We start from the raw sequence: 17,573 nt of genomic DNA, 5'->3' as shown, positions 1-17,573 counted from the left end.
TTTTGTTTATCCGCTATTAAATTAGTTTTGGAATTTAATGCCTTTGTAAAAACTCTCTAAGTTTTCAACTTTTGTTTGGTTTTTAAGATCTGCAAATGGCTTATCCGCAAACTTACTACCACGCATTTGAATGTTTAAACGCGCAGCTTCACTATTGAGCATGGTTTTCTTGTAATAATCTTTAAGATCAGCCAAGGTTACTTTTTCAACTTCAGCGATAAGCTTTTCTTTAGAGTCAAACTTAAAGTTCTCACGATACCAGTCTGTAATAAGTGGCGACATTTCATCACTTAAATTCTTAGGTTGCTCTTTTAAAGACACAAGCGTTGCATTTTTAAGTTGTGCAAATGTTTCTTCTGTCATGTTATCAAGCTCAACTGCGTATTGCTTTTTAAACTCATCAAAGCGCGCCTGCATCTCTTTAGGACCTTTAACCGGTGTTTGAATGTAAAGACCTAATGCAGAATAATCTTCGATTGGACGCGCTAACGCACCAACCGCATAAGCAAGTTGCTCTTCAGTACGTAACTTATCAAACGCTACGGTTCTAAAGTGGCTTTGTAAAATTTGTGCCTGTGCTTGTTGTTTATAGCCAGGGGTTGGGTGAACAACCATGTCAATGATTGCTACATCAGCTACATCAATATCTTTTTGTAAAACGATACGCTCACCAGGCTGAGGCAACCAGGCTTTACTTCTAGCAAACTCGGTCGCTTTATGACCTTTTGGTAAAATAGCGGTTAGTTTACTCGCAATAGCGTCAACATCATTTTGGTTGTAGTTACCAAACGTGAATACGCGTAAGTCATTGGCAGCAAGTGTTGATTGCTTAATAGCCGTAAAATCAGCTAAGGTAAGCGCATCTGCCGCAGCAATCAAGGTTTCGGTATCAAATTTACCACTACGAGTAAGCTTAGAGTACTCACCGAATGCTTGATAGAACGGGAACTGTTTTTGCTGATTTAGTAAATCACGCTTAAAACGATCGATTGCTTGGGCAAAACCTTCTTCAGACACCTCTAAGGTAAGATTTTCAAGCGCCTGAGCTAAAAGGACATCTTGTTTATCAGTGAAACCACTAAGCGATAACACAAGGCCATTACTTGGCTGTAACCCTAAACTCATACCTGCAACAGCGGCTTCTGTGCTTAATTTACTTTGTTGTAAGTTATAAAGATCAGCCCAAATTGAGTAAAGAACCTGTGATTTTACATTCACAAGGGCATCTGGCGTATTAATATAAACTTCAACAAGACCTTTAGGCTGCTGAGCAAACTGCTGACTTGCTTGACGCCAAACTTTAACGCCTTGCTGATCAAATACGAGTTCAGGGTGCGCTTGTTGTTTAAACTCAGCTGTTTTAATTGCAAAGCTTTCAGGTAATAAGCGGTTTACTGTTGGTAATGCTAACGCGTATTCACTTGGTTTATTCCAGCTTGCAACTTCTGACTCGCTGATATCTTCAATACGATATTTACCATCGTAAAAATGCAGCTGTGAATCTGTCTCTTCTTGTTTTGAAATATACCAAATACGTAAAGTATCTTCGTTTAATTGCGAAAGGACATTTTGCACCGCATCTGCATCAAACTTGGCATAATAATAAGGTGCGTTAATTGCGTTGTTCACAGGGAACTTTTGCATGCTATCAGTTAAGTTACTTACATAACCAAACTCATCCCCTTTTTCTAGGAATTGAAACGAATTGTTTAACGATGTACGAATTTCATTAAAGTATTTGCTATCAACACCCTGCTCTTTGATAAGTGCAATATATTGCATAACCATAGCAACAATTTCTTCGCGGTTTTGCATGCCGGCATCAGTCAATTCAATATCAACTGTTAAGCTTCCGTAGTTCCCATATTGCGTTGGTGAAGCAGAAGACGATAAACCTGATACCCAACCTTTATCACGTAGTATTTGTGCTGGGCTGCCTTGCATTTCGTTACTTAAAAGGTAAGAAACAAAACGGTTTGGTTTAACTGCAAATTGTGAACTGTTATCAGCAATAGTGAATTCTAATTGCAGTTGTTTTACGTCTTCATTCGGTGCGTAATAAACACGTTTACCGCCAGCTTCAGAGAAATCTAACTTATCAGTCACCGTTGGCTTTTTGATATTTTTATTTTCAATATCAGCAAAGTACTGTTTTGCTTTTGCTTCCATCTCAGCAAGTGGACGATTAGAAATCATCGCCACTTTCATAATGTTCGATGAATAGTACTTGTTATAAAAAGCAACGGTTTCTTTATGAAGATTGCTGCCTTCTTTATCACCTAGTGTTTCTAAGTTACCAATCAAGAAGCGGTTAGCAGGATGTGAGCCCATCATTTGACGTGCCAGTTTAAATTGGCCAAAAAAGTCCATTTCACGACGCATTGACCATTCGGCATTTACGGCATTTTTTTCTTTGTCTGTGTACTCAGGGTAAAGCTTTGGTGATTTAAAGAAATCCGCAAAACGGTCAAGTGCTTCATCGTAGGCATCATTGTTCACTTTGAACATGTAGTTTGTGATATCTAACCAAGTGTAAGCGTTATGAGCACCGCCATTTTTAGTCATAAAATCACTGTAACCTTTGGTGTCTGGGTAACGGTCTGTACCAAGGAACAGCATATGCTCTAAATAGTGCGCCATACCTTGTTGCGACATAGGGTCGTGCAATAAACCAACACCAACACTCAATGCAGCAGCTGATTTTTCAGCACTTGGATCTGAAATTAAAATTACATCAATTTCATTATCAAGTTTTAATGTTTTGTACTCACGGGTGTCGTTTGGGCTGATAACTAACGAGTCTGGAATAAGGTTAGTATTAGCAGCAGGAGGCGTTGTGGTAGAAGTAGAAGAACAACCTGCTAACACTGCAAAAGCGATTGCACTGAGTCCCATTATTTTTTTCATTATTTTGTATCCATTAGAAATTGAATAAATTTTTATTTATCATGTGTTTTCGAGCGCTGCAATTCAATGCTTTTCAGTTAAGTTACAGCAAAACTTTGTAACACATTGTGAAAATGCAGTACTTACGGTTAAAATTAATAGCAATAACTATAACAAAGGATGAGCTATGGAAAAGTGGCTAATTGTAGCAATGTTCACTCAGGTGTTACTGACATTTATTGTGATGTACATTATGGGTAAACGCCGCTTTCGTGCGGCAAAACAAAAAACCATTGAGATGAAAGACTTCTTAACAATGGAACTTGAAAAGGCTGGGGATAATGTTCGCGTAGCAGACCGTAACTTTATCAATCAATTCGAAATGCCGGTACTGTTTTTTATTGCCTGTTTAACCGCTCTGCAAGTAAATGCTGTAGGTACTGTTTTTGTTGCCCTTGCTTGGGTTTATGTTGCATTGAGAATTATTCATAGCGTAATACACTTAACTTCAAACACCTTGAAGGCGCGCTATTATAGTTTCGTTGTCAGTAGCTTTATAATGCTTATAATGTGGGTGCTGATTTTAGTTAGAATCTTTTAATAATCATCAATACAAAGAAATAAGGCGCTTTTTAGCGCCTTATTAACTTTTTGGGTTGGAACTATTTACGACGAGCAAAGCCTGCTAGGGCTAATAAAGATAGCATCCATGCAAGACTACCACCTGAACTACTACCGCCGTTGTCTGAAGCGTCATCTTCATCAATCAGCGTGTTTTCTTTTGGTGATAAAGAAGCAGATGAATTAGGGTCATCGTCAATCACAGTTACACTGTTAATGTAAAATAAGTTTTCACCACTAAAACCTGATGTTGTATCTGGGCACTGCTCTTCATTTAAGTTTACTACTGGGATCTCTCCACAATGTACTAATTCTGTGATTTGCTCTATCACAGCCATACTCTGGACAGTTACCTCGCCAAAAACGGTAAAGCCACCATTTTGTAAGTCAAGATTTGCGCTGTTATCTTTTAAATTAAAAAACCACTGACTGGTTGCACTGTTAGCATTGCCACCAAGCTTAGCCATTGCAATGGTACCTTTCACATTAGACAACTCTGGTTCATTAGTAATAGCGTCTGCGGTTTCTATCGCATCAAAGTCAGTACCAAATTTAAAACCTCCACCTTGTAAAATAAAGTTATCAACAGAACGATGGATAACGGTGCCATCGTAGCTACCATCTGCAACATAATTTAAAAAGTTCTCAACTGTAACAGGTGTCTGTTGATCATAAAGATGAACCGTAATGCTGCCCAGGTCCGTTTGCATTTCGACAATAGTTGCATTCGCTGTAAAACTGCTAGCCAATAAAGCTGTTGCAAGTAGATGTTTTTTCATTGTTTATCTTTCCTGATAATTTTTATTATAAAACTGCAAGAAGCTTAAACAAAATAGACAAGTGCTTAAATAGCAAACAAAACAGTTACACAAAACGCGTCAAATCAATTACATCTCAGTTACATTAATTTACACCATGTATTCATTATGGTTATAAAAAGTTTAAAGATTAAATCAAAATCGTCTTATCAAATAGGCTCAGTTTGTTAGTATCTGCACGACAACAATGAACACACAGGAATGAACCATGGCGAATGAAGAGAACGCAATATGCGATTTTGGCCTACACCAAGGTGAGCCTTATAGTAAGTTACCCGCTAGTTTTTTAAATTGGATGGTCGGCAATAATCATCTTAAGTCTCATTATGCAGAACAAGAACTACAACGAAGACAACTTGCCGCAACAGGACAACTAAATACAGAAAATAGCGACAAAAGTTTATAAAAGACATTTAATTTAAACTTAAGTCGTTTAGACTAAGCGCATAATTAACCTACTGCTCTATACAGGCAAACAATTATGCGTTTTTTACTAACATCGCTACTGGTTACCCTAACCGCGTGTAGCTCCTCTTCTAACAATACAGATTCAGCCCAATATTTCACTCTGCTCCATACTAATGATAATCACGGTCGTTTTTGGCATAACGAACATGGTGAATATGGTATGGCTGCTCGCAAGACTTTAATTGATCAATTAAGAGCCGATGCTAAAGCACAAGGACATGCAGTTTTACTGCTGTCTGGTGGCGATATCAATACAGGTATTCCTGAATCAGATCTACAACACGCAGAACCGGATTTTAAAGGTATGTCTGTAATTGGTTACGATGCCATGGCAATTGGTAACCATGAGTTTGATAACCCGCTGGCTGTACTCGATAAACAGCAAAAATGGTCTAACTTCCCTTTTTTATCAGCCAATATTATAGATAAAACGACCGGTGAAACTCGTTATCAAGCATACAAAATCTTTGAAAAAAACGGACTCAAAATTGCTGTCATTGGTTTAACCACAACAGATACAGCAAAAATAGGTAACCCGCAGTATATCGGTGGCCTAGAATTTAAAGACCCTACAGAAGTGACTGCAAAGTTAGCCCCAAAAATTGAAAAGCAGTACAAGCCTGATATCACTATTGCTGTAACGCACATGGGTCACTATGTTGATGCTAACTTTGGTATTAATGCACCCGGTGATGTGACTATGGCGCGTAACTTACCAAAAGGAATGCTAGATATTATTGTCGGCGGTCATTCACAAGAGCCGGTGTGTATGAAAGAAGCCAATGTTGCTGACGAAAGCTTTATGCCAGGTAAAGCGTGTAAGCCTGATCAACAAAACGATACTTGGATCATGCAAGCCCATGAGTGGGGTAAATATGTGGGAAAAGCTGAATTCAAATTAGAAAACGATGAATTAACTCTGCTCAATTACTCACTTATTCCTGTCAATCTTTATATCGATGATGAAAATGGCAATAAACAGCTAGCGGCTGAGTACATCGAGCCAAACAAAAACTTACAAGACATGCTCGCGGTTTATCAGAAAAAAGGTGCAGCACAAATTGCTGGTAAAATAGGTAACGTGGATGCAAAACTTGAAGGTGACCGCAATAAAGTACGCTATGAGCAAGTAAACTTAGCACGCGTTATTATTGCTGCACAAATGCAGTCAGTGGGTGCTGATTTTGGTTTGATAAGCGGTGGCGGTATTCGTGATAGCATTCAAGTTGGCGATGTTAGTTATAAAGATATTTTAAAAGTTCATCCTTTTAAAAACCGTATCACCTATATTGATATGACAGGCCAAGAGCTATATGACTACTTGCAGGTTGTTACTTCTTTCCCACCTGATTCAGGTGCCTACTTACAATACTATAAGCTAAGCTTCAAACGCGATAACGACACTTTATCTGATGTTAAAATTGCTGGTAAACCACTTGATATGACTAAAACATATCGAATGAGTATTAATAGCTACAACGCCTCTGGTGGTGATGGCTACCCTACGCTTACCAATAAAAAAGGCTTTGTAAGTACAGATGATACCGATGCACAGGCATTAAAACGTTTCTTTGAGCAAAATAGCCCTGTTAAAGCGGCTGATTACACTCCTAAGCAGTTTTAGATACCTAATCATCAATATCTAAATAGATAAAGGGAAGTCAGTGACTTCCCTTTTTACTTTAAAACTAGATTATTTCCCTATGACTTCAATATCGGTGATCTCAATCGACTTCAATCCGTAATGATGTAATCGAGAGCGTGAACCTTCACCATGGGCTTTAGGCGGATAATAGGTTTCTTTTATCTCAAGCTGGTCTTGCCAAACTTCATCAAGGGCTGCCCGAATTTCGCTTAAAGTTTTTTCTAAGCTATTGGTAAAGTTTGGTCGTTTACGTATTGTGTGACCAAGCTCAACTAACCGGTAAAAATACTTGTTCGCTAAAGTCAGTAATTCTTCTGGTACATCTTTATTTTGATTAAGCACTACGTCTGGTTGCTCAATACAAAACTCAACTAAAGCGAGATAAAAACACAATGGTTTATTCGCAAGGGCCACTGTTTTATCGACATCGCAACTAGCAGCCAAGGTTTTATTTTGAAGATCGACTATCAATTTAGGTTTTTCTTCTATCTGAACTGCGACTTCAGGTTCGTTTTTAGCTATTTGAATCTTGGTTCGTTCACTGATAAATAATAAGTAGGTAAATGTAGATGCAAATAAGCAGACCAGAATGAACACAGCTATATCGTTTTTATCTAATAAAGAAGATGCGATAACAAAGCTAACCGTTAATGATTTTTGAGGTGCATGTAATTGCTTAGTAATTAAATCAGCACGAGCAGGATATTCCGAAATACCTTCAATAGAGTAAACCATCACGCCTGAGTCTGCTAATTGAGCATTAAGACGCGTGATATAATTGAGTACCATGTCTCTACTACCGGAGTGCTTCAAAAAACCATCTGGTAAATTTAAATGGTTTAAATCAAGAGCAATACGGTTTTCAACTTTTGCTAAAGTCAGTGCATCATTAGTTGTTGTCTTATAAGCTTTTGCAATAATGAAGGTAGCAAATAATACCAAGCAGCAGCTTAAAAATATTGCGCCATAAACAAGCTTAATTCTAATTGGCAGCATTGCTATCCCCTACTTTCATTGTTTGCTGAGTCGAGTCACATTCCCAAAAAGACTCAACATGATTAAAGTAATGAGAATTTTGATTGTGTGCCAATAGGGTTAACTGCGCTTGAACTGCACATAAAAGGTCGGTGTTCTCGTCCTGCATTTTTAAATACCAACGACTGCCACTTATATTGTCGCGTATAGGCGTAATATAATTTTTAGAAAAACGTTGTTGATCACTGTCTTGCCAATAAGAAGAAATTAAATCAACCTTTCCGCTGGCAAGCAGCTCTCTTAACTCAGTATGGGAACTAGCGTAAGTTATATCTAGGTTTTCTAGGTTGATATCTAATTTTTTAAATAGCTGCTTTGGTAAAATATGTCCTGAGCGACTGGTTGGGTAATCAAGTAAACCAATGCGTTTATCTAAAAAGTAGCTCTTATCAATTCTAGGTTTTTCTTTACTCGAAATTAAATAGGCAGTGTAATCAGGAAATCCAACAACAGCTTGATAGTTGTAAGTTGACTCCGCCATAAAAGCGTTAATTAAATTTTCTTTAGCAAGGATTAAATCAGCAATCCCTTTGCCTAAAAACTCAATCGTGTCTGAGGTTTTATAACCCCAATAAGAGGTTACCTTGCCATATTGTTTACTTATGATGTCATCATTGCATAAGGTTTTAGCAACATCCTCAGCCAACACTTTGCCCGATGAATACACCACTAACTCGTTAAGGTTAACCTCTGATTTGGTATCACATTGAAAAGACGTTTCAATAAATGCATCGATATCAGAAACAGCCGGTTTACCCTGCAAAATTCCGATATAAAAAAACAAAATAACTGATAGAAACAAAAATGTAACAATCGACGATTTTTTTATTAGTATTGTTCTTAAATTCAATTTTAATAGCCAACAACGCTCCGTTGTCTCTATTTGAACAATTATTCTTACTTATTACAACAAGTAATTTTACTTGAATAATTTAAACCATTGATAAATAACATATATGAACAAGAAATTATGAATCTTATTGAGTCCTTTCTATTTGATTTTAAATTCAGGAAAATATGCCACAAGAAATCGTGCTTCATTGCACATTCATTTTGGACACTGAGTCAATGTTACAAAAAACAATAAAAATGTTGCTGTTATCAACACCAGTTATTTCAGCAGTGTTAAGCACCCCTGCAAATGCATGGGGTCAAAATGGTCATCGTATTGTTGGTGAAATTGCATCTAAGCATATTACAGACACCACTAAACTAGCATTAGTTCCTCTACTCGATGGTGACTCACTAGCACAAGTTGCAACGTGGGCTGATGAAATGCGTTCTGCTCCAGAAAATTTCTGGCAAAAGAAATCTTCGCGCTGGCATTACATTAACTTTAAAGAAGGCGATGCTAAACCCCATTACGATTCAGATGCCCATCATAATAAAGAAACCGTGTCAGATATCCTTGAAGGCATGGAATACTCAATCTCAGTTTTACAAAACCAGAAAGCCTCACTAGCTGAAAAACAGTTCGCACTGCGTTTTTTAGTTCATCTAGTTGGTGACAGCCACCAACCTTTTCATGCCGGACGCGGTGAAGATCGTGGTGGCAACAATATTTCTGTCACATTCTTCGGTCAAGATACCAATTTACATAGCCTATGGGACACAAAACTCATTGAAAATGAAAATTTGTCCTATACTGAGTTTGCGCAATTTATAAATACAACAAATCAAGCGTTAATCACGGACTATCTTGCCAGTTCACCTAGCGATTGGTTAATCGAATCAAATAATATTGCAAATTCACTGTATAACGAAAATGAAACAAACGTAAGTTATAGTTATATCTACAAAAACTTACCCATTGTTAAAACTCGCCTACAACAAGGCGGTATAAGATTGGCTGGTTTACTAAATACGTTATTTGATAAATCAGCAAAACCGTTAGTAAAGGCACTTAAGATGCCAACTGACAGCAAACTATAAATGAAACATAACCTCTAACACGGGAAATAACATAATGAAAATCCAACTCCGCAAAACAGCTCTATCACTTGCTATTGCAGCATGTGTTGGTGTGAGTGGTGCAGCGTTAGCAAATGAAACAACATCTGCTATCAAGGGTCAAATCAAAGGTCCTAGCGGCAACCCTGCTGCTGGCACTAAGATCACTATCGTTCACTTACCTTCAGGTTCAACTAAAGAAACTGAAACGAACGATGCGGGTTACTTCACAGCAAAAGGCCTACGTGTAGGTGGTCCTTACCGCGTTGTTGTAGATTCTGACGTATTCGCAGATCAAACATTCAACAACATTAACCTACAAGTGGGTGCTGACTACCCAGTTAATGTTACGTTAGAGAGACAATCTGATGTAGAACAAATCGTAGTTACTGGTCGCCCTATCAGCCGTATGTCTGGTGGTACAGGTCCTGCTGCAACGTTCACTCTTGAAGATTTAGAAAACCAACCAGCTATCAACCGTGATTTAAAAGATATCATCCGTATCGACCCACGTGTAACTATCGATGATAGCCGCGGTTCAATCAACTGTGGTGGTGGTAACCCACGTTTTAACAGCTTAACCCTTGACGGCGTTCGTATGAACGATAACTTCGGTTTAAGCTCAAATGGTTACCCAACTATCGGTGCTCCTTTCTCTTTCGATTCAATCGAGCAAGTTGCAGTTGAGCTAGCACCATTTGATGTTCAATATGGCGGTTTCACATCATGTAACATCAACGCAGTTACTAAATCTGGTGGTAACGAAGTACACGGTGGTGTTTTCTTCGATTACACAAATGATTCAATGAAAGGCGATAAAATCGAAGGTGAAGACTACGACAACGGTGATTACACTGAAAAACGTTACGGCTTCAACGTTGGTTTACCACTAATCAAAGATAACCTTTTCTTATTCACCTCATACGAAAAAGTTGAAGGTGTAAAACAATACGAGTATGGCGGTTTAAACACAGGTAGTGTTTCAGCTGCAGACGTTGCTCGTGTACAGCAAATCGCACAAGACGTATACGGTTATGACGCAGGTGGCATGCCATCTAGTGCTCCAGTAGAAGATGAAAAAATCTTAATTAAGTTAGACTGGAACATCAACGATGACCATCGTGCAAACTTAATCTATAACTACAATGATGCTTTCACGCTATCTCAATCAGATGCATACAGCGATACAGTAGCTTTAGATAATCACTTCTTCAAGCAAGGTGCTGAGTTTACATCAATCATCGGTTCACTATACTCAGATTGGTCAGACAACTTCTCAACTGAAGTTCGTATTGGTAAGTCAGAGCTAGATGCAACGGTACAATCTTTAGATGCTGCAAGCAGCTTTGGTGAAATGCAAATTGATACCGCTGACGGTGGTACTATCTACATTGGTCCAGATGACTCACGTCAATCAAATGACCTAGACTATGAGACAACGACTGTAAAACTTGCAGGTACTTACTACCTTGATCAACACACGATTACCGGTGGCTATGAGTACGAAAAGCTAGACGTATTTAACCAATTCGTACAGCATACGCAAGGTGAGTGGCGTTTTAACTCTGTAGATGATTTTGAAGATGGAATTGCTGATGGCTTGTACTACAACAATGCTGCGGGTACAAACAACCCGACCGATGCAGCTGCAAGCTTCTCTTATGCACAACATACTTTCTATGTGCAAGATGAGTACAGCTTCACAGATTTAGATGCGACGTTAACATTTGGTCTTCGCTATGATAAATACACAAGTGATGACTCACCTAATTACAACGAGAACTTTACAAACCGCTACGGTTTCAGCAACCAAGCAACATTTGATGGCATCGATTTAATTCAACCACGTGTAGGCTTTGAATGGTATGCAACAGACTCGTTAGAAGTACGTGCAGGTGTAGGCCTATTCTCTGGTGGTAACCCGAACGTTTGGTTATCTAACTCGTACTCAAACGACGGTATCACTAATATTAGTACCGGTATTAAAGATGTAGACGGTGTTTATTATCTAGATGAAGAACAAAGACAAGCACGCCTAAACCTATTTGACACTCCAAATGTTAATGGTGGTACTCCAGGTTACGAAGTACCTCAAGATTTATATGATAAAGTTGCTAACACTGAAATAGGTGCAGGTGACTCATCAGTAAATGCTGTTGACCCAGACTTTGAAATGCCATCAGAGTGGAAATACTCAGTAGGTGCAACATACACAACTGAAGATGAATACGTTTTCTCTCTAGATTACTTATTCACTAAGCGTAAAGATGCTGCAATTTTACAAGACATCGCATTACAAGATTCAGGCAGAACTACATTTGACGGTCGTCCAATTCTTGAGTCTATCGAAGGTCGTAGCGGTGACTTACTGCTGACTAACGTAAGTGGTGATAGCGGTGAGTCTCACATCATTTCTGCTGCAATGAGTAAGCGTTTTGATAACGGTATTAGCGTACAACTTGCTTATGCTTACACTGACTCAACAGATGTAAACCCAATGACTAGCTCTGTAGCGAGTTCAAACTACGGTAACATGGCGACATACGATCCGACTAACCCAGGTGCACACACATCTGATTACGAGATCCCTCATCGCTTCACAATGACATTAGGTTATACAACTGAGTTGTTTGATGGCTACAGCACACGTTTCAACTTATTCAGCGAAACGTTCAAAGGTCTACCTTACAGCTATACATATAACGGTAGTGACGGTGTTTGGGGTGATAGCAACTCTAACCGCAGCCGTCAGCTAATGTATATCCCTGAAGTAAATGACCCTAACGTTGTTTACGACATGACACCTGAAGAAGTAACTGAGTTTAACCAGTGGATTTCAGCTCAAGGCCTTGAACGCGGTGAAATCGTTAGCCGTAACAGCCAAAATGCTGATTGGTTCACTAAAGTTAACTTCAAGATGACTCAAGAGTTACCTGGTTTCATGCCTGGTCACAAAGGTGAAGTATTCTTCGTTATCGATAACTTAACTAACATGTTAAACGATGACTGGGGCGTACTTAAGAAAGGTAACTTCGTTGGTAACCGTATGATCAAAACATCAATCGATGACCAAGGTCGTTACGTATACTCTGACTTCAGCCCTAACAATGGTAAAACTGCAACTCAAAGCGGTGCATCAGTTTGGGAAATGCGTGTAGGTGTACGTTACACATTCTAATAACGAGTTAAACTTGTTATGAAGCAAAAGCCCGCCCCTACTGGCGGGCTTTTTACGTTTTGGAGAAAGTTAGGGAGTTGCTAGTTACGAGAGTAAAGCTACTAGGGGAAAGTTAGCAAGCGTAAAGCTCCAAGAGTAAAGTTAGCGAGTTGCTAGGTAGCAGCGATTTTACATCGCGCCCTTCTACATAAAACCTAGAACCTAACACCTGATAAATCTTTTCGTAGGACTGGCTTTAGCCGGGAATGGTTGTAGAAATGAGATACGAGATACGAGAGGAAAATAAGCCAGTACCAAGATTAAAGCTTGAAGTAACAAATTAATGCATTTATATGAAGCAGATTTTACATCGCGTCTGAGGGCTGATGTTTAACTCGATCTAAGATTGTTATGTAGGTCGTCATTTATGGCGACAAATGTTTAAACACCGAATGATGACGGGCTAAAGCCCGACCTACACTGATATGTAAATGCAGGCCAATGAGACCTGCACAGTTATGTCTATTTAAGCTGCGTAAACCGCAAGTGGATGTGTTGTATTAATAGAAACATGTACTTCATCACCTGGGCGTACCATCACTTCATGGCTAACACGGCTTGTCACCACAGTATCACATGCCAGTTTAACAGCGCATAAACGGCTACCACCTTCGTAACGTACCCATGTCACTTTACCGTTGCTAGTAGCTGCATTTTGAATAAGGTGAATATCATCAGGGCGAAGTAATACATCAACCTTCGCGGTTTCATGATCAACCTTAATAGCTGGGGCATTACCTAAATCAGTGGTGGCAATATCACCTTCACAGTTACCGGCAATGAAACTTGCTTCACCTAAGAAACGTGCAACAAAGCGATTGCTTGGTAAGCTAAAGCAGCGTTCAGGGGTATCGATTTGCTGAATAATCCCTTCTTTAAGTACACCAACTCGGTCACCGACAGATAAGGCTTCTTCTTGGTCATGGGTTACCCAAATTGCAGGTACACCCGCATCTTTTAATGCATTACGAATATCCCAACGAAGGGTATCTTTTAAAGCTGCATCAAGGTTTGATAACGGTTCGTCAAGCAATACAAAGTCAGGTTCGTGAGCCAATGTACGGGCAAGTGCTACACGCTGCTTTTGACCACCCGATAAAGTAGCGGGCTTTTTATCACGAAAAGCTTCAAGACCCAGTAACTTAATCCAGTGATCTGCTTTTGAAGTATCGGTTAATCTAAAGCAAATATTTTGCTGTACTGTTAAATGCGGGAATAACGCAAAGTCTTGAAATACCATCCCTACTTTACGCTTTTCTGGTGGCACTTTTAATTTGGGTGTTGCCCGCCATGAGCCTAAGTTAATTTCGCCTTCGCTGATAGGAATAAGCCCTGCTAACGCTTGTAAAATTGTACTTTTACCACAGCCAGTTGGACCAACTAGCATGAGGATCTCACTTTCCCCAAGTGATAAGTTAAGTTCACTTACCACACGATTGCTACCATAATCGATAGACAGCTTACTAACTGATAGCATTAAACTGATCCTTAATGTTCTAATTGACTGCGCTTTTCACCTGAGAGCATTATAGCTAAGCCACATGCTGATATCACTACTAACAAGAGCCCAGGAATGGCAGCGCGACCGAAATAACCGGCTTCGTAAACTCGCCACAAATAGGTTGATAGGGTTTCAAATCCTGTTGGGCCGAGTAACAATGTTGCTTCAAGCTCTCGCATTGATTCTAAAAATACCAATGCTGCACCAGCAATGATACCGCGCAGTGTTAAAGGCAAGGTAATACGCATAAATGCTTCACGAGGGCTTGCGCCTAATACGCGAGCTGATTTAATTAAACTCGAATCTAAGTGTTCTGTGCTGGTTCGCACAGATCCCACTGCCAACGGTAAAAAGCGCAGCACATAGGCAATCACTAATAATGCCAGAGTTTGGTATAAAAGCGGTAATTGCAGGCCACCATAAACAAGTGCAGTACCCATTACGATACCTGGAATACCAAATCCGAAATAAGTAACCCGTTCCATAATGCGCCCTACTTTACCGCTTAAGGCAGCATGCGCTACAGGCACAGCAACCACAACAGCGACAATAGCCGCAATGCCAGATGCATAAGCTGAGTTCCACGCAATGCTGAAATCAAAATCAGCAACACCATCACGGGCAAGCCAAAGGGTAAAAATGGCTAACGGCAAACAAATAGCCAATAATAAAACAGGTAGAAAAGTCACCAGCATGGCTAACTTTTGTCCGTTAGATGGAAATAACATTAGCGGTCTACCGTGGCGCTCTGAAGCCGTTTTAATTTGTGATTCGATGAACAGTAAAAAGCCTACTATTACCATTAATTGAAGCGACAACATCGCTGCACGACTTAAGCCAAAGGCGTTATATTCAACATAGATTACCCGAGTAAAGGTATCTAGGCGCATCATCGCCGGTGTACCAAAATCTGATAGGGTATAAAGTGCAACAAGTAATGAGCCCGCCGCTATACCGTTTATTACGCGCGGTAATATGACTTTAAACACACTCATCGGCATCGACATGCCTAAAGTGCGAGCCGCGTTTACCATGCTGGCATCGAGACTAAGTAAAGACGAACGCGTAGTTAGCATCACAAACGGAAATGTGTATAGCGTCATTACAATGGCAGCACCCATTAAGCCATACATAGGCGGGGTTTCAAAGCCTAGCAGCTGATTTATCTCACCACCGGGGCCAAATGCTGCATATAAAGTAAACGCGCCAATATAACTTGGAATAGCAAGTGGCGCTGCAAACAAAACAAGCCAAAGCTTTTTAAAAGGAAGTTGAACATAGGCACTGATAAACGCCAGAGGCACACCAATTAAAATAGAGCCTAAAACAGTTAACACCATAAGTGATAAGGTGTTACCTAGAATTTTTAAATTGTGACTATCAAAAACAGCCGTCGCATCACTGGCTAAGGAGATCAGAATATAAACTGGCACTAACGCCAAAAGCGCTGCAAGCAGCGCCATGGGATAAGAAGCAGGTATGCGCATTATAAAATACCGCTACTGCGCATAAGGTCGAGTGTTGGCCTTAAATCTGCCAATTGAGTTAAATCGATTTTCGGTGGTGACACATCCGTTAATACTGGTAACCCAGCTGGTTGGTCAATACCTTGGATCAATGGAATTTCGTAGGCTTCACGTGCTAAATAGCTTTGTACTTCAGAGCTTAGTAAGTAGCGCATAAAGTTCATTGCATTTGGGTTGTCTGTCAGTGATAACACACCTGATGCATTAACTAAACAACCGGCATCTTGATTGGTGAATGCTAGATCAAGATTAGCATTAGGTTTACCTGACTTAAGACGTAACGTGTAATAATGGTTTGCAAAACCAATATCCACTTCACCACGCTCAACAGCCATCACTACGCCAAGCTCGCCTGCATAGGTTTTCGAACGTTTTTGAACTTTCTTAAGCCATTTAGCGGTTTTATCTTCACCTTCAAGAATACGCATTGCCGTGACAAATGATTGGAAAGAAGCATAAGCCGGTGCCCAACCAATAGATAAATCGCTATCAGCAATGGCCATTATGCTATCTGGGATCTGATCTTTACTTAGGCGCTTAGTGTTATAAGGCAATGTACGAATACGACCTGTCACAGGTGCCCAGCCCGGATAACGAAACTGCGGTTGTAACTGCGCCTCTAAGTCAGATGGTAGCGGTTTAGCTAAACCTGCATCTGTGACTAAGCCAATCGCACCAGAGTCAACCGCCCAAAATAGATCAGCACGTTTAACACCCGCTTTCGCTTCTGCCACTATCATGTTGGCAAGTGCAGCAGTTGGGCCACGGCGAATAGATAAATTAAGTTTTGGGTTTTTCTTTTGGATTGATTGCAGTACGTTTTCGTACAAACCACCTTCACCACGGCCTAAATATAAAGTTAGGTCACCCTCTAGGGCTGGTAAGTCTTTCACTGAAATTGGGCTTGCAGCAGAGGCTGCAAAGGCACGAGAAAGAGGTAGCGGCATTGCGCCTACTACCCCAAACGCAGCCAGGCCTTGAATAAAGGTCCTACGCTTCACTAAAATACATCCTTACGTGCTTTTTCGGCTTCTTCTAGTAACACCTTAGCGCGATCTAGTTTTTCTTGCATATCAACAACCACTGCACGGACTTGGTCAACAGACCCTTTATCAGAAATAGCTTTAGGCAGGGTTACGTTAAAATCTTTTTCGAGTACTTCTACTAACTTCGCATCTTTTTCGATAAGTGTACCTTCAACACCTTCAAATAAGTGAAGGTAAGTATCGTGTACAATTTGCGTTGCTTCATCGCTTAAACGTTCTGCGTATTTTGCAACAACACGGTCTAATTTATGTTTGATCTCATCGATAGTAGCGCTTTGCGTCATTGTTTCAGAAGCAGTTGCTTTTACAGCTTTTAATAAGCCTTTTTGCTGGAAGTCAGCAGCAAGTTTAACAGCTCCAAGACCCTGCCACAAGGCAGCATTTAAGGCCTTTTGGTGCTTACGTACTTCGCTTGCTGGTTTTTTGTCATCAATAGCCATTTTGATACCATAAATGCCTTGCCAGATTGATGCATAAACCGGCACATAATTCGTTTCAATCGCACTGTGAAACTTTACTGATTCCCAGTATTCAATTAAATCATCGCTTTTAACTGCTTTTGCGCCTTTTGTTTCATAATCGGTAACCATGGTGTCAACTTTACCGACCATCCACTCAACGTCTTCTGAGTAATCTTTTAAATTTTCTTTTAGATGATTAACGTGCTCACCAATTGGGCCATTTGCCAATACAGGTTGGGCAATAAAAGTAGATGCTAATACTAGGCTAAGACCTAGTGTTTTAACGGTGTTTAACGCTAATTTCATAGGGGGGACATCCAAGTTTCTAATTGTAAATGATAGCCATTATCATATATGTATCGATTGTCTAAATCAATTGCTATAAAGCCTTGATTACAG

The 17,573-nt window shown here is 39.8% G+C and carries 14 protein-coding genes; 6 read left to right on the top strand and 8 right to left on the bottom strand.

Annotated features, from left to right (window positions below; all coding sequences use genetic code 11):
- Window positions 1-21 precede the first annotated feature (21 nt).
- Window positions 22-2,907: an insulinase family protein gene (locus IRQ78_RS01100; RefSeq protein ID WP_194441120.1), complete on the bottom strand. Its 2,886-nt coding sequence runs from the start codon at window positions 2,905-2,907 to the stop codon at window positions 22-24.
- Window positions 2,908-3,073: 166 nt separating this feature from the next.
- Here IRQ78_RS01100 and IRQ78_RS01095 point away from each other — a divergent pair, with 166 nt between their 5' ends.
- Entirely contained in the window at window positions 3,074-3,487 is a 414-nt protein-coding gene (locus tag IRQ78_RS01095) for an MAPEG family protein (RefSeq protein ID WP_138617288.1), read from the top strand.
- Window positions 3,488-3,548: 61 nt separating this feature from the next.
- On the opposite strand, the gene IRQ78_RS01090 is transcribed toward IRQ78_RS01095, so the two are convergent.
- A complete protein-coding gene (locus IRQ78_RS01090) occupies window positions 3,549-4,226 on the bottom strand; it encodes a peptidylprolyl isomerase (protein WP_407681611.1) in 678 nt (225 codons plus the stop codon).
- Between IRQ78_RS01090 and IRQ78_RS20870 the strand changes: the two genes are divergently transcribed.
- The 3 genes from IRQ78_RS20870 (at window position 4,195) to ushA (ending at window position 6,417) form a co-directional block, all read left to right on the top strand.
- Window positions 4,195-4,302, top strand: coding sequence for an AgrD family cyclic lactone autoinducer peptide (locus IRQ78_RS20870; protein WP_365995968.1), 108 nt, complete (start codon window positions 4,195-4,197; stop codon window positions 4,300-4,302). The genes IRQ78_RS01090 and IRQ78_RS20870 overlap by 32 nt on opposite strands.
- 231 nt (window positions 4,303-4,533) lie before the next feature.
- Window positions 4,534-4,731 (top strand): hypothetical protein, encoded by a 198-nt coding sequence (locus tag IRQ78_RS01085; protein WP_054552199.1) that lies wholly within the window; start codon window positions 4,534-4,536, stop codon window positions 4,729-4,731.
- A 75-nt stretch (window positions 4,732-4,806) separates the two neighbouring features.
- Window positions 4,807-6,417: a bifunctional UDP-sugar hydrolase/5'-nucleotidase UshA gene (gene ushA, locus IRQ78_RS01080; RefSeq protein WP_194441118.1), complete on the top strand. Its 1,611-nt coding sequence runs from the start codon at window positions 4,807-4,809 to the stop codon at window positions 6,415-6,417.
- A 69-nt stretch (window positions 6,418-6,486) separates the two neighbouring features.
- On the opposite strand, the gene IRQ78_RS01075 is transcribed toward ushA, so the two are convergent.
- Window positions 6,487-7,434 (bottom strand): hypothetical protein, encoded by a 948-nt coding sequence (locus IRQ78_RS01075; RefSeq protein WP_054552197.1) that lies wholly within the window; start codon window positions 7,432-7,434, stop codon window positions 6,487-6,489.
- On the bottom strand, window positions 7,421-8,323 hold the full coding sequence (locus IRQ78_RS01070) for a type 2 periplasmic-binding domain-containing protein (RefSeq protein ID WP_054552196.1): 903 nt from the start codon (window positions 8,321-8,323) through the stop codon (window positions 7,421-7,423). Before IRQ78_RS01070 ends, IRQ78_RS01075 begins: the two co-directional genes overlap by 14 nt.
- Window positions 8,324-8,541: 218 nt before the next feature.
- On the opposite strand from IRQ78_RS01070, the gene IRQ78_RS01065 reads away from it, so the two are divergent.
- Window positions 8,542-9,405, top strand: coding sequence for a S1/P1 nuclease (locus IRQ78_RS01065; RefSeq protein WP_194441397.1), 864 nt, complete (start codon window positions 8,542-8,544; stop codon window positions 9,403-9,405).
- A gap of 34 nt (window positions 9,406-9,439) precedes the next feature.
- A complete protein-coding gene (locus IRQ78_RS01060; protein ID WP_194441117.1) occupies window positions 9,440-12,601 on the top strand; it encodes a TonB-dependent receptor in 3,162 nt (1,053 codons plus the stop codon).
- A gap of 505 nt (window positions 12,602-13,106) precedes the next feature.
- On the opposite strand, the gene IRQ78_RS01055 is transcribed toward IRQ78_RS01060, so the two are convergent.
- Genes IRQ78_RS01055 through IRQ78_RS01040 form a run of 4 tightly spaced genes read right to left on the bottom strand, consistent with a single transcriptional unit; the run spans window position 13,107 to window position 17,480 of the window.
- Window positions 13,107-14,117, bottom strand: a complete 1,011-nt coding sequence (locus IRQ78_RS01055; RefSeq protein ID WP_194441116.1) for an ABC transporter ATP-binding protein — start codon at window positions 14,115-14,117, stop codon at window positions 13,107-13,109.
- Window positions 14,118-14,128: 11 nt separating this feature from the next.
- Entirely contained in the window at window positions 14,129-15,628 is a 1,500-nt protein-coding gene (locus IRQ78_RS01050) for an ABC transporter permease (RefSeq protein WP_194441115.1), read from the bottom strand.
- The gene (locus IRQ78_RS01045) at window positions 15,628-16,668 is read right to left on the bottom strand and encodes an extracellular solute-binding protein (protein ID WP_194441114.1); all 1,041 of its coding nucleotides are present in this window, start codon (window positions 16,666-16,668) and stop codon (window positions 15,628-15,630) included. The genes IRQ78_RS01050 and IRQ78_RS01045 overlap by 1 nt, the downstream gene beginning before the upstream one ends.
- Window positions 16,668-17,480, bottom strand: a complete 813-nt coding sequence (locus IRQ78_RS01040; RefSeq protein ID WP_054552191.1) for a hypothetical protein — start codon at window positions 17,478-17,480, stop codon at window positions 16,668-16,670. The genes IRQ78_RS01045 and IRQ78_RS01040 overlap by 1 nt, the downstream gene beginning before the upstream one ends.
- Window positions 17,481-17,573: the final 93 nt, after the last annotated feature.

The sequence above is a fragment of the Pseudoalteromonas simplex genome, from assembly GCF_015278155.1.
Lineage (GTDB): Bacteria > Pseudomonadota > Gammaproteobacteria > Enterobacterales > Alteromonadaceae > Pseudoalteromonas > Pseudoalteromonas simplex.
The sequence above is the reverse complement of the archived record's forward strand: the minus strand, read 5'-3'. Positions and strand labels throughout refer to the sequence as shown.

Bases quoted from the DNA above. Each gene is read 5' to 3' on its own strand.
- ushA (WP_194441118.1), top strand. From the start codon at position 4,807: ATGCGTTTTTTACTAACATCGCTACTGGTTACCCTAACCGCGTGTAGC.
- IRQ78_RS01075 (WP_054552197.1), bottom strand. From the start codon at position 7,434: ATGCTGCCAATTAGAATTAAGCTTGTTTATGGCGCAATATTTTTAAGC.
- IRQ78_RS01060 (WP_194441117.1), top strand. From the start codon at position 9,440: ATGAAAATCCAACTCCGCAAAACAGCTCTATCACTTGCTATTGCAGCA.
- IRQ78_RS01055 (WP_194441116.1), bottom strand. From the start codon at position 14,117: ATGCTATCAGTTAGTAAGCTGTCTATCGATTATGGTAGCAATCGTGTG.
- IRQ78_RS01085 (WP_054552199.1), top strand. From the start codon at position 4,534: ATGGCGAATGAAGAGAACGCAATATGCGATTTTGGCCTACACCAAGGT.
- IRQ78_RS01040 (WP_054552191.1), bottom strand. From the start codon at position 17,480: ATGAAATTAGCGTTAAACACCGTTAAAACACTAGGTCTTAGCCTAGTA.
- IRQ78_RS01100 (WP_194441120.1), bottom strand. From the start codon at position 2,907: ATGAAAAAAATAATGGGACTCAGTGCAATCGCTTTTGCAGTGTTAGCA.
- IRQ78_RS01065 (WP_194441397.1), top strand. From the start codon at position 8,542: ATGTTACAAAAAACAATAAAAATGTTGCTGTTATCAACACCAGTTATT.
- IRQ78_RS01095 (WP_138617288.1), top strand. From the start codon at position 3,074: ATGGAAAAGTGGCTAATTGTAGCAATGTTCACTCAGGTGTTACTGACA.
- IRQ78_RS01050 (WP_194441115.1), bottom strand. From the start codon at position 15,628: ATGCGCATACCTGCTTCTTATCCCATGGCGCTGCTTGCAGCGCTTTTG.
- IRQ78_RS20870 (WP_365995968.1), top strand. From the start codon at position 4,195: ATGCTGCCCAGGTCCGTTTGCATTTCGACAATAGTTGCATTCGCTGTA.